Origin of the sequence: Paenibacillus sp. FSL K6-1217 (assembly GCF_045040735.1) — a bacterium.
GTDB lineage: Bacteria > Bacillota > Bacilli > Paenibacillales > Paenibacillaceae > Paenibacillus_AQ.
The window spans coordinates 4,180,865-4,196,325 of the sequence record NZ_CP150271.1 but is presented as its reverse complement, the minus strand read 5'-3'; the positions used below and the strand labels follow the sequence as shown (position 1 = coordinate 4,196,325).

The following is a 15,461-nucleotide window of genomic DNA, read 5'->3' as shown; positions in this document are numbered from 1 at the left end:
AGATGGAGAGTTGGAGAGCTAAGGAGCTAAGGAGCTGAGAAGCAGCGATTATAAACGGGAGAGGGATGACGTTATGATGCACAAAAAGGAACAATATGAGTTCGTAGTGGTTGGCGGAGGAATGGCGGGATTCTGTGCAGCTGTTGCTGCAGCCCGGCACGGGGCCAAGACCTGCCTCATCCAGGACCGGCCGGTATTCGGGGGCAACAGCTCGTCAGAGATCCGGGTGACGCTGCACGGGGCCGCGGCCTTTCACACGTATGCGAAGGAAACGGGAATTATCTCCGAGCTGTTCATTGAGGAGCGGGCGCGCAACCATGAGGAGATTACCGAGAACGGCTGGACGAACAGCGTCTGGGATATGACGATGTATGATATGGCGGTGAGTACGCGGAATCTGTCCTTTCACTTGAATACCTCCGTTCATGAGGTGGTGATGAAGGATGACAAGACCATCCAGTCCATTCTGGCCCGGGTAGCCAATGCGGAGACGAATCTGGAGATCACGGCGGACCTGTTCATTGACTGCACCGGGGATGGGGTGATTGCCGATCTGGCCGGCTGTGAGTGGAGAATGGGCACCGAAGGGCGGGACGAGTTCAACGAGCCTCATGCCCCAGAGCAGGCCAGCGGGGACACTATGGGGAATTCGATTCATTTCAAGGCCAAGGATATGGGGCGGCCGGTGCCGTACACAGCCCCGGAGTGGGCGACGAAGTATGAGGATGCGGCTTATTTCTATGATCAGGGGCGCATCCCGTATGATATCCGCAGCGGATACTGGTGGATCGAGATCGGCGTGCCCTGGCATACGATTACCGAGGCCGAGGATATCCGGCATGAGCTGACCAGGCATACGCTGGGCATCTGGGACTGGATCAAGAACCGTGATCCCCGGACGAAGGAGCTTGCCGCGAACTATGCGCTGGATTGGATCGGACAGGTGCCGGGCAAGCGGGAGAGCCGGCGGATTATGGGCGAATATTTCATGACCGAGCATGATCCGGTGAACCGCAAGGTGTTCGGGGACGAGATCGCCTACGGCGGATGGTTCCTGGACCTGCATACCCCGGGCGGCCTGCTGGCTGCAACCAGTGAACATGCCAGCTCCGAAGGCTACAATGAGACTTCAGACTACGCGGTCAAAAGCTACTGCGGACCGTATGGCATCCCCTTCCGGATCATGCTGGCCCGGGATGCCGATAATCTGATGATGGCCGGCCGCAATGTCAGCGTGACGCACGCCGCGCTGGGGACCGTGCGCGTCATGGCCACCGGCGCGCTGATGGGCCAGGCTGCCGGGACAGCGGCGGCCATTGCCTTGAAGAAGGGCACCGGCATCAAGGCGGTTACCACGGATGCGATGCAGGAGCTGCAGCAGACGCTGCTGCGCGACGGCTGCTTCCTGCCGAATGTGGAGAACTGCGATGAGGGCGATCTGGCCCGGCAGGCCGTAATCACGGTCAGCAGTGAGGTGCAGGTCTACGGGGCGGGGCCAGAGACGGGGAATTACCTGCCGAAGCTCAGCGAGTGGAATGACCGCAAGGACTGGAGCGAACAGGATGAGCTGTTGCTTAGAAGACGCGGCCAATGGATCGCCGTGTCCACCCCGCAGATCGACAGCCTGGCCGTCTGCCTGAGCAACATTACGGACCAGCCGCAGGAGGTGGAAGCTATATTGCTCCAGGTGGACCATATCTGGGACTACCGCCTGGAGCCGGAGGAGGGGCGGCTGGCCTCCTGCACCCTGACCGTTCCGCCGGGTGGCAGGCACTGGATCAAATGGGCCAGCCCGGCGGCCGGAGCCGGGGAGGGGCTGAAGCCGGGCCGGTATGTCCGGTTGGACCTGACCGCAAGTCCTCATGTCATCTGGCATGCGGCGGGCACGATTATCCCCGGCCATATCAGCGCCTTCGAGATGGGCGGCGGCAGAATGCGGCGCTTCGAGAAAGGGATGACGATGAGCTACCGCATCGCTCCACCACAGCAGCCGTTCGGCGCAGGCAATATGATTAGCGGGGTCAACAGGCCATACCGTTACACCAACCTCTGGCGCTCTGATCCGTTGCAGCCCTTGCCGCAGTGGGTCCAGCTCTCCTGGGGGACGGAACAAACGATAGGTACGGTGGAGCTTACCTTTTCCGGACATTTATTCCGGGAGTACCATGCCTACGGCCCCTTCTACCGTGATCCGCAGTGTGTGAAGGACTACCGTATCCAGTCATGGAACGGCGGAGAGTGGACCGATGTCATTCATGCCGTGAATAATTACCAGCGTCATGTGCGTCACAAGCTGCCGGAATCCATTCGGACGGAGAAGCTGCGGATCGTGATCGAAGCCACGAACGGCGACCCTTCCGCAGCTGTATATGAAGTGCGCTGTTATGCATAGATTTGGGGATAAGCAGTCTGTGAATCATCTGAAAAAACCGAATACAATCGGTGCTGCCACGAGGGTAAGCGGCCAACTGTATGCGGAAATCCGAATACAATCGGTGCTGCTGCGATGAGGTGTGGACTCCATGCTCCACAGCCAGTAACATTTATAAAGGAATCCTGCAAGATGTGCAACAATACTGCCCAATAGAAGCGACTTATGCTGAAATCCTGCCTGAAATGCAACAAATTCAGCGCTAACTTGCTATAAACACCAGAATTCCTGCAAAAGATGCAACAATCTACCGTAGCCCGTAACATTTTTAGAGGAATCCTGCAAAATGTGCAACAATGCGATCCATACAAGCGATCCGTGAGAGGAAAGTCTCGGAATTGGCGAGAGATAGGCGGAGCACACCAGGAAAGGAAGAAACTACATTGGATTCCACGTACAGTTCACCTGAACCCGCCGCAGGTGGGAGGCGAACGTAAATGAAGAGCAGAAGTGCACTTGAATCTGTGTTTGTAACTCCCCTCTTAAACAGCGGAGCGGTCGCCTTTGTATCCGGATTTTCACCGATTAGGGGAATGAAAAAAATCTGGATACAAGAGCGATTGGAACAACATTCCGTTTGCGGAGCGTGCTCACCGGGCGTCGTACGTAAATCATGCGCATAACAAAAGAGGTGTCTCATTTGCCGTTTGCCGGCCTCTGAAGACACCTCTTAGTTTTATAAGCGTTCCGTCCTATTGCTTCACAATATCCTGCACTGCTTTGTCCAGCTTCTCCAGCAGCTGATCATGGTTCAGCTGGCCGCCGAGGTATTCCTGCATGGCTGCGCCGAAGCCCTGGGTGACGCCGTCAGGGAACATATCCCAGTTCCAGCCCAGTGCGTTTGCGGATTTCTCCTGCACGGCAACGGCAACCTGGCCGATATCGGCTGCGTCTGCGGTTACGTTCGCTTCCGCCGGGATGAACTTGAATTCCTTGGTCAGATACTTCTGGCCGGTCTCCGAGCTGACCATCCAGTTCAGGAAGGCTTTGGCTTCCTCAGGATGCGCGGACTTGCTGTTCACGATGTAGTTGTTAGGCACACCTACCAGGATCGTGCCTTCTTCGCCGTTAATCGGGAGCGGGAGGAGGCCCAGGTTCAGGGCCGGATCGATTTTGTCGATATCGCCCTGGGTCCAGTTCCCCTGCAGCATCATGGCGGCCTTGCCGGAGGCGAATTCAGCCACCTGGGTCGCGTAATCGGTAGTCATCTTGTTGTCCTGGGCATTGTCAAAGATCACATCTACGAGATCCAGCCATTGCTTGAAGACGGCGTTGCCCTTGATGGTCTGTTTGCCTGCCTTCACATCGTCAATGAACTGCTTCGGATCAGGCTGGTGCGCCATTCCTACGTTCACGAGGTGAATCCCCATCGACCACCACTCATTGGTAGCTTCGAACGGTGTGATGCCAGCAGTCTTCAGCTTGGCTACAGCGTCCTTGAGCTGCGGGAGCGTCTTGGGCTCTTCCGTTATGCCGGCTTTGGCGAACAGGTCCTTGTTGTAGATCAGCCCGTAGCCTTCTACATTCATAGGCATGCCATAGAGCTTGCCGTCTACGGTTGCCGGTGTTTTGGCGGTTGGGATCAGCTGGGCGGCCCAAGGCTCATTGCTCAGGTCGGTGGCGCGGTCCATATAAGGGACAAGGGCCGTATACCCCCCGTTATTGAAAATCTCAGGCTCGGAGCCGGAGGCGATCTCCGCCTTCAGCAGCGCGCCGTAATCCTCACCGCCGCCATGCGTTTCGACCTCCACCTTCACGCCTGTCTCCTTCTCATATTCTTCGGCGAGTGCATTCAGCTGCTCGGCAATTTCCACCTTGAACTGGAACATCTTGATCGTAACATCCTTGGCGGGCGCTTTGCCGTCTTCCGGTGCTGCGGATTCAGTTGATGCATTAGGAGCATTCGCGGCGCTTCCATTGGCTGCGGAATTCGTATTGCCGCTGTTCCCGCAACCTGCGATAATGAGGGTGCAAACGGTTGCCATAATGAACGCGAACTTTCTTTTCATAGAATAACCTCCCTGGTCTGTGGTTCCTGCTATTAGAGCGTAATGGAATGGAGAGATGACATACACTTCATATTTTGCTCGAAAAAGTGGATATTATTGCTGTCAAGACAAGCCTGCCCCAAGTTCATCCCTTAATGGAGCCTGCCGTCACGCCTTCCACAATATAACGCTGGAGGGACAGGAAGAACAAGAGAATCGGCGTGATCGCCATAACGAGACCGGCAAGGGCCAGATCCCACTTCTTGGTGTACTGTCCGAAGAACTTGGTGACGGCTACAGGCAGGGTAGTCAGATCCTTATTTCCGCCGATCACCAGGACAGGCAGCAGATAGTCATTCCAGATCCAGAGCGTATTCAGGATAATTACGGTTACAATAATCGGCATCAGCAGCGGGAAGACGATCCGGAAGAACACGCCGTACGGATTCGAGCCGTCCACCCGCGCGGCTTCCTCCAGCTCCAGAGGCACCGTCTTGATGAACCCGTGGAACAGAAAGACAGACAGCGGCATCCCGAAGCCGAGATAACAGGCGATAATGCCGTACAATTCGCCGCGCAGCTCCAGAAGGCTGGTCACCCGGACCAATTGCAGCATGAGCGACTGGAACGGAATGATCATAGCCGAGACGAGCAGCAGGAACACGAAGGAATTGAACCGCGTGGGCTTGCGCACAATCTGGTAAGCGGCCATGGAGCTGAACAGGACAATGAAGATTACACTGCCCACCGTAATTTGCAGAGAATTGAAGAAGGCTTGCGGGAAGTTAATGGCATCCCATACCTTGGAATAGTTACTCCAGTGAAACACCTGGGGCCAGGAAGCGGCATCAATCAGGATGTCCTTCAGCCCTTTCACCGAATTGCTCAGGACCAGATAGAACGGTGACAGGAAGACAATCGCCAGCAGAATGGCGGCAATTTCGAGTATGAAGTTGCCCGGGCGGTAGCGGCTGCTGTTCATTAGGCGGACACCTCTTTTCGTTTGGTAAGCCAGACCTGGGTGACGGTAATCAGGGAGACGGCGGCGAAGAAGAGCAGCGCTTTGGCTGTACCCAGGCCATACCGGTTGTTGATCAGCGCCTCCGCATAAATGTTATAGGCCAGCGACTGGGTCGAGGTGCCCGGTCCGCCTTTGGTCAGCGACAGGTTGAGGTCGAACATTTTGAAGGCATTGGAGGTCGTCAGGAACAGGCAGATGGTGATCGCCGGCATAATCAGCGGGATATAGACGCTTTTGAACAACTGCGGAGCACGGGCACCGTCTATGCGGGCAGCTTCAATGAGATCCTTCGGAATCCCGGCCAGCCCGGCAATATAGATGACCATCATATAACCGGCTGTCTGCCAGACGAACACGATCACCAGACCCCAGAACCCGGTGCTTGGAGTCCCCAGCCAGGGCAGCTGGAAGAACGAGATGCCTGTCAGCTCGCCGATTGTAGCGAAGCCCTTGGTGAAGATGAACTGCCAGATGTAGCCGAGCAGAATGCCGCCGATCACATTGGGCATGAAAAAGACCGTACGGAGCAGCTTCTTCGTCTTCAGCGTTGTCATTAGAATGAAGGCCAGCAGCAGCGCAAGCACGTTGGCAGCGACCACTGAGATCACGGTGAAGCGTAAGGTGAAGACCAGGGATTCCCAGAACTTATCGTCATTCATGAAAATCCGCTTCCAGTTGGCCGCGCCGGTCCAGACCGCTTTGTCCAGATCCAGCCCGTTCCAGTCGGTGGAGGAGTAGTAGAAGCCGAGGAAGAACGGGGTGACCACAATGGTCAGGAAAAAGAGCAGACAGGGGCCGAGAAATACGATTTGCTGTCCCCAGCCGCGCTGTATACCTAGAGTTTTTCTCATATGGACTCTCCTTTGGGTAAGATATCTACGGTTCACAGCTTGATTATAAAAAGCCCGGGCCGCCGCCAACACTTCATTTCATGCCGGGAAAAGTGGATTATATTGCAGGCCCAGCGCCTTATACAATTTGTAGGAGGTTCCCCCCATGTTCAAGAACAGCATCCGCACACGGCTGATGGCCTTAGTGCTGCTGGCGTCAGTAATCCCGTCAGGCATCTCCGTGACCTTCTCCTATCTCTATACGAAGCAGTCGGTAACGGACCAGTCTGTGAAGCAGAATACGAAGCTGCTGACGCTGGGGGAAGCGAATCTCCGGAGTTATTTCAGCGGCATGAATCAGCGGGCGATGTCGCTCTACAGCGGGATCAATGTGCCCAGCTCCTTCTACACCACCCTGCTTACCGCCAAAAGCGCAGCCCGGGTGCCGGAAGGCACCATCCTGCCGGATACCCGGGCCATTATCTCCACCCAGCTGTATAATCTGTTCCTCTCGGACCGCAATACGTATCAGATCCATCTGTATGTCAGAGCCGCCAGGCAGTCCAACCTGCTGCTTAAGGGATACTTCCGCCGCGAGGATAACGGAGACTACGCCGCGAACGGGCATGCCGCAGGGACGTACCGCCCTTATCTCGAAGTGACGCATATGGACCATCAATACGGGGTGAAGTCCGGTTTCCCGAATCTTAAGCCGGGGAGTGTGCCGGTCTTTACCGCCCATTTTCCGATCTACCGGACCCCCAGTGACAGCGTGCTGGCGGATCTGTCGATTGATTACAGGCTGGAGGAGCTGGAGGGCATCGTGGAATCGATGTATAATTCGGACACAGAACGCCTGTATGTGCTGAACGAGCAGGGTGAGGCCTTGTTTGCTTCAGATCCGGACTGGATCGGGAAGCCGGTCACCGCGGGCTGGAGCCGTCTGCCCGCAGGGCGGGACAGCGGGCATTTCACCTGGAAGAAGGACGGCTTCCAGGGCATTGTGATGTACAAGCAGCTCAAGGACCCTCTGTTCAGCGGAAGCATTATCAAGCTGGTGCCCTATGGGGATCTCTATACAGACGCCAGGGTGATTACCCGGTTCAATATGGGGATCGGACTGCTGTTCCTCCTGATCGGGGGCGTCAGTGCCGTACTGATCTCCATCGGCTTCACCCGTCCGATCAAGAAGCTGATTCACTTCACGCAGAAGGTGCAGACCGGCCAGCTGGACGCGCATATGGATGCCGAGCGGGAGGACGAGTTCGGACTCCTCACCCGCAAGATCACCGGCATGACCCGCACGATCAATGAGCTGATCGTCAAGGAATACCGGCTGGAGCTGGCGAACAAGACGAATCAGCTGAAGGCGCTCCAGGCCCAGGTGAATCCGCATTTTCTCTACAATGCGCTGCAATCTATCGCCAGCCTGTCCTTGCGCTATAATGCGCCGAAGGTGTATGATCTCATCTATTCCCTGGGCAGTATGATGCGTTATTCGATGAACACTGAGCGTACCCAGGTACCGCTGCGTGATGAGATTGAGCATGTGCAGAACTATATGATTCTGCAGACGGAGCGGTTCGGCGAAGAGAATCTGCGGCTGGAGGTGGAGGCGGGGCCGGAGGCTCTGGAGCTGATCCTGCCGAAGATGATCCTGCAGCCGATCGTGGAGAATATCTTCAAGCATGCCTTCGCTGACGGCGTCCGCGGGGGGCTTATCAAGATAGACTGCATGCTGGAAGGACAGGCCCGGCTGGTATTGGCCGTCAAGGATAACGGCCGGGGCATGAGCCCGGAGCGGCTGGAGGAGATTACGGCCTGTCTCAGGGGCAGCAGCCAGCCGCATCTGGAGGAGATCGGCCTGTATAATGTGCTGGCCCGCCTGCGGCTGCAATACGGCAGCGGAGCGGAGATGCGGCTTAAGAATAATGAAGACGGCCTGGGGCTTACCGTTACGCTGATCATTCCGCTGGAGGAGACAGGGGGTTAATTCCGGCGGCTTTTGCGAACAGAGACTATTCTTGAAGGAGCGGCTGAGATGAAGGTGCTGATTGTAGATGATGAGAAGCATGTGCGGGAGGCTATCCGTTATTTCGTTCCGTGGGACAGCTATAATATCTCCGGGATCTATGAAGCGACCAACGGGCAGGAGGCGACCCGGATTATGCAGGAGCACCAGCCCGCTGTCGTCTTCACGGATATGCGGATGCCGCTGATGGACGGGGCGGAGCTGCTGGAATGGCTGCACCGGCATTATCCGCATACGAAGACGATTGTCATCAGCGGGTATCAGGATTTCAATTACGTGAAGCCGGCTATCGTATACGGCGGTACGGATTATCTGCTGAAGCCGCTGAACAGCAAGCAGCTGATTGCCTCTGCGGAGCATGCCTTCAAGCTGTGGATGGAGGAGGAGGCGGAACGGAAGCGGCGGCAGCGCCAGAACATGCAGCTGAACGCGCTGCGTCCGCTCTACTGGGACAAGATGCTGTCCGATCTGGTGAGCGGACAGGCCTCCTTCCATGAGCTGAAGCTGGCCCTCTGTGAAGAGCTGGGGATGCCGATTGGGGCACATGAATGCAGGATCGCCGTTATTCCGCTGCAAGGTGCAGACTGCCTGCTGCTGCAAAGATTCCATGGGGATGTGGCCTTGACGGCCTTCGTGCTGGCCAATGTCTGCAATGAGGTAATGGCGGAGGAGCAGAGCGGCTATGCCTTCCGCAACTGGCAGGGCGGAGACGAGCTTGTAGTTCTGCTGTGGAGTGCTGTAGCGCAGGCTGAGGAGCTGCTTAACCGCATGAATGAAGCTATCCGCCAGGCGTTCGGTGTTCAGCTGGACATCGGGCTAAGTCTGCTGAACCCGTTGCCGGCGGGACTGCGGCCTGCCTTGGAACAGGCGGGTCAGGCGCTTGCAGAGCGGAATCTATTGCAGCGGGACGGGCGCATCCATCTCTTCAGGCAGCGGGAGGATGGGAGTGTGCCTGTGGAAGACTACGGCCTGGAGGAACGGCTGGATAAGCTCAGGGTAGCCGTATTATCCGGCGATCTGGAGCGCATGGAGCGGGTGGCGGAAGAGTGGGCCGGACATCTGGCCGGGCTGCAGCTGCTCACAGAGCGTGTTCTGCTGCATCAACAGACGGAGCTTCTGGATGTTCTGAAGCGCTGGCGGCCGGAGGCGGAGATCAGCCTGGAGCGCTGTTATGACACTGAGGGGCTGTTCTCGGTGGAGAACTGGCAATCCCGGCTGAAATCGCTGCTGCACCGCTTGTCTAAGGGCAGCCCGCAGGCTCCGGGCAGCAGGCTCGTGGAGGAGATCAGGGAGTACCTGGACCGGAACTACGCGCAGGAGATGACGCTGCAGCATATTGCGGAACGCTTTTTCATCAGCAGGGAGAATGTATCGCGCAAGTTCAAGCAGATGACCGGGGAGAATCTGTCGGATTATCTGACCGGCCTCCGGGTGGATAAGGCGAAGACGCTGCTTCAGAATACGAATCTGCGGCTGTCGCAGATCGCAGAGCTGGTGGGCTATGAGGATGAGAAGTATTTCAGCCGTGTGTTCAAAAAAACCGCCGGACTCTCGCCAAGAGAATACCGCAAGCAGGAGCAAGAGGAAGCCTGAGCAAGGTTCCCGGTCTGCCTTTCAGCATTTTCCGGCAAGAAACCGATAATAGCTATACGGGCAATAAATACATAGCTGCGGTTATAAGGGAGTGCTGGATAATATGGATAAAGATCTGGGAAGAACGATCAAGAACGACCTGATTAATGCCTATGGAGTTACTGTAATTCCGGCGGGAAGCAGACTGAATGCCGAACATCTGGAGCTTATCCGCAAACAAAAAATCGACAGGTACGACATTCTTTTTGCTGATGAGGCTGACCGGGCACCCTCTTATCAGAAGATGGTAAACAGTACAGTGGACCTGTCCAAGGAATTATTCGAATCCTACCGGATCTCCCGCAAAATCCCGCTGGCGGATATCCGCAAGGAAGTGCTTCCTGTGATCCAGGAGATCTCGCGCAATCCGGATATCTTCGCCTTGTTCCATTCGGTACAGGGCAAGGATGATTATACATATGAGCACAACATCGGCGTTGCGGTCCTGTCTACCCTGATCGGCAGATGGCTGGAGCTGAGTGAGGCGGAGCTGTCCGTGCTCTCCATGGCTGCAACCCTGCATGACATCGGCAAGCTGAAGATCCCCTCAGAGCTGCTGAATAAGCCCGGCAAGCTGACGGACGAGGAATTTGCTCAGGTGAAGAAGCACACGGTCTACGGCTACGAGATGCTGAAGGAGACCGCCGGAGCCAATTCACGCATTGCCCTGGTGGCACTTCAGCATCATGAGCGCAATGACGGCAAGGGGTATCCACTGGGGCTGAAGGAGGAACAGATCGATCCTTACAGCAAAATTGTGGCCGTGGCGGATATTTTTCATGCGATGTCCAGCAAGCGCCCGTATCATGAGCCGATGCCCTTTCATATGATTGTGGATCAGATGAGAAGAGGCAGCTTCGGCGCGCTGGACCCGCATATTGTAACCGTTTTTCTGGAGAATATGGTGAAGCGCTCCGTGGGCCGTGAGGTGATCTTAACCGATGGCCGGGTCGGCGAGATTGTCTATCTGAACCCGCATGATATCGAGACCCCGCTGATCCGCATCGGTGACGAATATATTGATCTCAGCAAAAGAACGGAGCTTAACATCCGGGAGATCAGCCTCTGACTCTTATCTACTTGTTGAAATAATCGGCCACTCCCTCGGCGACAGCCTGGGCTGCCTTCCGCTGGTAAGCTGCCTTGCGTACAATCGCTTCATCGTACGGGTTCGACAGGAAGCCCAGCTCTACAAGGGTAGCCGGCAGCGGATTCTCCCTCAGAATATGGTAATCGCCGAAGGAGAGACCGTTGCTGCGCAGACCGATGCCCTCACCCAGACGGGTCTCGACTGCCCGGGCCAGCCGCAGATCATTCTGCTGCGAATAGAAGAAGGTCAGCGTGCCGGACACATTCTTCGGGGATGAATTATAATGAATGCTGACAAAAGCATCCGCACCGAGCTGCCGCCCGAGCTGCACCCGCTGGGAGAGCGCAGGCTTCTGGTCCCCGCGGGTCCGGGTCATCTCCACTCTTGCACCCTTGGCGGTCAGATAATCCCGCAGGTAGAGGGAGGTCTGCAGCGTCAGATCCTTCTCCATCGTGTCATAGGTTGTCCCAAGCATACCGGGATCGGTGCCGCCGTGGCCGGGGTCAACAATAATCAGCTTGCCGCGGATACTGCCGGATTTCCTTACCACACTCTGAGTCTGGCTATTTGAGCTGACAGTGCTTGCACTGCGGACGGTTCCGCCCGACAGGAACTGGGAGGATACCCAGCCGACCGTTCCTCCGGCGGTGCGGACCCGCGACCACTCTCCTTGCCGGAGCAGGATGGTCACCTTGTTGCCGGATTGCAGCGACCCTACCACCTCGTGGCCGGTTCCCGGTCCTTCACGCATCCTCAGCGAAGAGGCAGTAACGACAGCCGAACCGCTGGAGACCGCTGAGGTCTTAACAGCCGTCTTGGCGGATGCCTTGGAGGCGGAGGAGCTGGCAGAGGTGCTGGAGCTTCCACTGGTGCGTTTCAGATAATAACCGGCTACCCAGCCGGAGACAGAGCCGGCCCGGACCTTGAGCCAGCCATGCTGCTCCTCAGTGACGGTAACGGTGGCTCCCCCAGCCAGAGTACCTGTGACGGATGCCCCCGCAGCAGGTTCACTGCGTACATTCAGAGAGCTGGCGTATACTTTGGCGGTGTACGCCGTTGCAGCATACGCCGGGGATGACGGCAGGAGGGACGCTACTATGGATGAAGTCAGCAGACAGGCTGACAGGACTGCGGTATGTATTTTTTTTCGCATACAAATAAAGCCTCATTTCCCGGATAGATAAATTTCTATTACCCGTTTCATCGGCCGTAGAATACTTATTATTTAAAATTAAAAGCAAAAAAATTCTGACCATTCTGCTAACAACGTATATTCGCATAATTGTATTAAGCTGCTTAATATAAATGTAAACTCTATTCCTTGACGGTAAACTTCTGTATAATTATTACATATTGGGGAACAGACAAAGGAGTGCCGCCGTGATCAGACCTAGATTATTCATTGGTTCTTCCAGAGAATCTATCCGCTATGCCCGGGCGATCCACGAACAGCTGAAGCGGACAGCCGAGGTTCATCCGTGGTATGCCGCTGCTTTCCGGCCGAATGAGTACACCATGGAAGCGTTGGAGCGGAATCTGGATATTAGCGATTTTGCCGTATTTGTGTTCTCGCCGGATGATGTAGCCCGGATTAGGGGTAAATATTATTATGTGACCCGGGACAACACCCAGTTCGAAATGGGCCTGTTCTGGTCGAGACTGCGGCGCGGCCGGGTCTTCTGCCTGCTGCCGGATCAGGTGCCCGCCCGCAGTGACCTGATTCCGGGTGAGAATGTGGAAGCCTATCATCTGCTGTCGGATCTGTCGGGGCTGACCCCGCTGGAGTACGAGTGGCAGCATGAGAATGCTACAGCGGCGGTGGATGTCAGCTGCGGCAAGATCATCGACATCATTCAGGCGCAGGGCATGTACCATGACCCCGCCGTGGAGCTGCTTCAACTTAGGGCAGAGCTTAGGCGAAAAGAAAGTATCCTTCACTTCTTTTGGCAATATAATAATAATGTGACGCCACCGCAGTCGGCGGAGAAATACCAGGCGCTCAGCGAAGCCGTCCGTAATTCCTTCATGCCCCCGGAGGATTGCCGGGTGATCGGAGCCGCCATGTGGCGGGCCGAAGCGGAAGAAGGGCTGAAGCAGGTGGGCGGCAACGTGGGACGCGGGCATAGCTATTCGTTCTCGGCTTATGAGGACGGAGGCGGGAAGCCGGGGGTGCTGGACGCTTTCTTGGCAAAAGAATGGACTTTTTTACAGCGTACGGAAGTTGCGGAGGTATATATCCTATGCTATCCTTTAGGTGAGAACCATGTGCTGTCCGTGCACTTCTCGGGAAGTCAGGGGTTATCGGCAGAGGATATTACAGCAGTCGTGGCCTATAACCGGGATTTGTTCCGCACCGTCAATCATTTAGTGGGAGGGGACTAACAGGATGAAGAATATGAAGAATGCCGTTAGTGTATCCAGTACTGTCCGCCGGTCTGCAAGCGGTGACGGCAACAGCGCGGGAGGCAAAGGCCGCTCCAGACGCAAATCCGGCTCCAAGCTTACGCCCTCGGCGTCAAGCGTGTATTTGGCACCATCCCTGGAGGGTGGAGACGACGAGTACAAGAAGCTGGTCAGTGGTAAGGTGGATAATAACAAGCCCTCATTTGCCTGAATATTCGTTAACCTATGATACTAATGAACAGGTCTCCAGCAATCGCTGGAGGCTTTTTTTGGCGTTGAACGAACGGCGGAACGAAGAACGAATGAAGGAACGAACGGCCGCCGCCCATTTAGGTTATGCGCCTTTCTGATGCACCTGCTCATATATGGCAGCCTCCGTCTGCCGGGTCTTGAATTGAAACTAATATAAGGAATTAGGGTAATTATTTAGACTCTGCTGGAAGCGGGCCGAGTGGTGCGGGGCGGATTAGAGGGGGAGGGCAAGTTAGTTGAATGAGAAAATCAGGTGCATAAATGCACCTGAATCAAGGAAAAGTTGGTTAAATGAGCAAATGAGGAGCACAAGTGCACCAGATTCCGGCAAAAGGTAGCTAAAGGAGGAGAATAAGGTGCACTAATGCACCCGATTCCGCAGAAAGTGGGCGGTGAGCGGAAATGAGGAGCACTAGTGCACCTGTTCCCGTCAAAAGAAGCCGCCCATTAACCGGGCGGCCTCAGTACAGGTTTATTGCGCGGAGGAAATTCCGCGCTGCTTCTTTGCAACCTCGCGGCGCACCACCGGGGCGACCTCGGTGGCGAGCAGCTCAATGGCGGCGGCTACCTTGGCGTAGGGGAGGCCGCCGATGTCGAGCTGGGTCATGAAGCGGTTATGGCCGAAGAGCTCATGCTGATAGAGAATCTTCTCAATAATCTGCTGCGGGCTGCCCACGGCCAGGGTGTTGTCCGGCGAGGTGAACCGGCCGAATTCCCTGCGGGAGACCCGGTATTCCTGACCAGGGCGCGGGCTGATGCTATTACGGTAGCTGTAGTAATAAGGGTAATACTCATCGAGTGCCTGCTGTGAGGTCTTGGCGATGTAGCCGTGGCTGGTGATGGCGATCTTCAGGTCCTCCGGCTGGTGGCCGGCGGCAGCCCCGGCGCGGCGGTAGGTGCCGGCCAGATTCTGGAAGGGCTCCGGGCTGCCGCTCAGGATAGCGATAGCCATGCCTATGCCAAGGGCCCCGGCCTTCTCGGCACTTTCGGCCGAGCCGCCGATGCCGACCGAGAGCGGCAGCCTCTGCTGCAGCGGGCGCGGAGCGATCTCGGCGTTATGCAGCGGAGAGCGGAATTTGCCCTTCCAGTTCATGACTTCATGCTGGTTCAGTGTGAGCAGCAGGTCGAGATTCTCGCTGAACAGCTGCTTGTAATCCTCCAGCTCGTAGCCGAACAGCGGGAAGGATTCCAGGAAAGCGCCGCGTCCGGCAATGATCTCGGCCCGACCGCCCGACAAGAGGTCCAGGGTGGCGAAATCCTCGAAGACACGGACCGGATCAATGGTGCTGAGCACGGTCGTGGCGCTGGTGAGCTTGATCCGCTGTGTAACCTGGGCAATAGCTGCCAGGACAACGGGCACCGATGAGATTACGAAATCCAGCCGGTGATGCTCGCCTACGCCGAATACATCGAGCCCGGCTCCATCGGCCAGCTTCGCGGCTGCAATGACTTCCTGCAGGCGTTGGGCGGGGCTGATCCGCTGCCCTGTATGGCAGTCGGTAACAATATCGCCCAATGTATAAATGCCGAATTCAAACTCCGGCAGGCTTGCTTCTTTTTCTTGAGCATCCGCTTGTGTATTTGCTTGCGCATTAGCTTGTGTAATCCCTTGATTGTTCATGGTACAGACCCCTTATCATCCAGAATAGTGAGCAGCAGTTATCTTGTAAGCTTGTCCGTTAGTGCAAGGATATAGCCCAGTATACCATAATTACTTACTAATTGTAAGTATATGAGTGGAAGTTTGCGATTATCCCATTAATATGGGCTGCTTCCTCGCTG

At 56.0% G+C, this 15,461-nt stretch carries 11 protein-coding genes; 6 read left to right on the top strand and 5 right to left on the bottom strand.

Features of this window, described 5'->3' with window-relative positions:
* Positions 1-73: 73 nt before the first annotated feature.
* Positions 74-2,392: an FAD-dependent oxidoreductase gene (locus MHH28_RS18350; protein ID WP_405104465.1), complete on the top strand. Its 2,319-nt coding sequence runs from the start codon at positions 74-76 to the stop codon at positions 2,390-2,392.
* 731 nt (positions 2,393-3,123) lie between these two features.
* Here the strand turns inward: MHH28_RS18350 and MHH28_RS18345 are convergent.
* The 3 genes from MHH28_RS18345 to MHH28_RS18335 form a co-directional block, all read right to left on the bottom strand.
* Positions 3,124-4,440 carry an ABC transporter substrate-binding protein gene (locus MHH28_RS18345; protein WP_405104464.1) on the bottom strand — a complete coding sequence of 439 codons (1,317 nt, stop codon included), beginning with the start codon at positions 4,438-4,440 and terminating at the stop codon, positions 3,124-3,126.
* 124 nt (positions 4,441-4,564) lie between these two features.
* The gene (locus MHH28_RS18340) at positions 4,565-5,401 is read right to left on the bottom strand and encodes a carbohydrate ABC transporter permease (RefSeq protein ID WP_405104463.1); all 837 of its coding nucleotides are present in this window, start codon (positions 5,399-5,401) and stop codon (positions 4,565-4,567) included.
* A complete protein-coding gene (locus MHH28_RS18335) occupies positions 5,401-6,291 on the bottom strand; it encodes a carbohydrate ABC transporter permease (protein ID WP_036730439.1) in 891 nt (296 codons plus the stop codon). The genes MHH28_RS18340 and MHH28_RS18335 overlap by 1 nt, the downstream gene beginning before the upstream one ends.
* A 145-nt stretch (positions 6,292-6,436) precedes the next feature.
* Between MHH28_RS18335 and MHH28_RS18330 the strand changes: the two genes are divergently transcribed.
* The 3 genes from MHH28_RS18330 to MHH28_RS18320 all read left to right on the top strand — a co-directional run bounded on the left by MHH28_RS18330 (position 6,437) and on the right by MHH28_RS18320 (position 11,003).
* The gene (locus MHH28_RS18330; RefSeq protein WP_405104462.1) at positions 6,437-8,263 is read left to right on the top strand and encodes a sensor histidine kinase; all 1,827 of its coding nucleotides are present in this window, start codon (positions 6,437-6,439) and stop codon (positions 8,261-8,263) included.
* Between the two features lie 12 nt (positions 8,264-8,275).
* Positions 8,276-9,895 carry a response regulator gene (locus MHH28_RS18325; RefSeq protein WP_405104461.1) on the top strand — a complete coding sequence of 540 codons (1,620 nt, stop codon included), beginning with the start codon at positions 8,276-8,278 and terminating at the stop codon, positions 9,893-9,895.
* A gap of 103 nt (positions 9,896-9,998) precedes the next feature.
* Positions 9,999-11,003: an HD-GYP domain-containing protein gene (locus MHH28_RS18320; protein ID WP_405104460.1), complete on the top strand. Its 1,005-nt coding sequence runs from the start codon at positions 9,999-10,001 to the stop codon at positions 11,001-11,003.
* A gap of 7 nt (positions 11,004-11,010) precedes the next feature.
* Here MHH28_RS18320 and MHH28_RS18315 read toward each other — a convergent pair whose 3' ends face one another.
* Complete coding sequence (locus tag MHH28_RS18315) at positions 11,011-12,177, bottom strand: N-acetylmuramoyl-L-alanine amidase (protein ID WP_405104459.1); 1,167 nt, start codon at positions 12,175-12,177, stop codon at positions 11,011-11,013.
* A 227-nt stretch (positions 12,178-12,404) separates the two neighbouring features.
* On the opposite strand from MHH28_RS18315, the gene MHH28_RS18310 reads away from it, so the two are divergent.
* Together MHH28_RS18310 and MHH28_RS18305 are read left to right on the top strand one after the other, a co-directional pair.
* Entirely contained in the window at positions 12,405-13,406 is a 1,002-nt protein-coding gene (locus MHH28_RS18310) for a TIR domain-containing protein (RefSeq protein ID WP_405104458.1), read from the top strand.
* A 4-nt stretch (positions 13,407-13,410) separates the two neighbouring features.
* Positions 13,411-13,638, top strand: coding sequence for a hypothetical protein (locus tag MHH28_RS18305; protein ID WP_405104457.1), 228 nt, complete (start codon positions 13,411-13,413; stop codon positions 13,636-13,638).
* A 513-nt stretch (positions 13,639-14,151) separates the two neighbouring features.
* On the opposite strand, the gene MHH28_RS18300 is transcribed toward MHH28_RS18305, so the two are convergent.
* On the bottom strand, positions 14,152-15,300 hold the full coding sequence (locus tag MHH28_RS18300; protein ID WP_405104456.1) for an LLM class flavin-dependent oxidoreductase: 1,149 nt from the start codon (positions 15,298-15,300) through the stop codon (positions 14,152-14,154).
* Between the last annotated feature and the right edge of the window lie 161 nt (positions 15,301-15,461).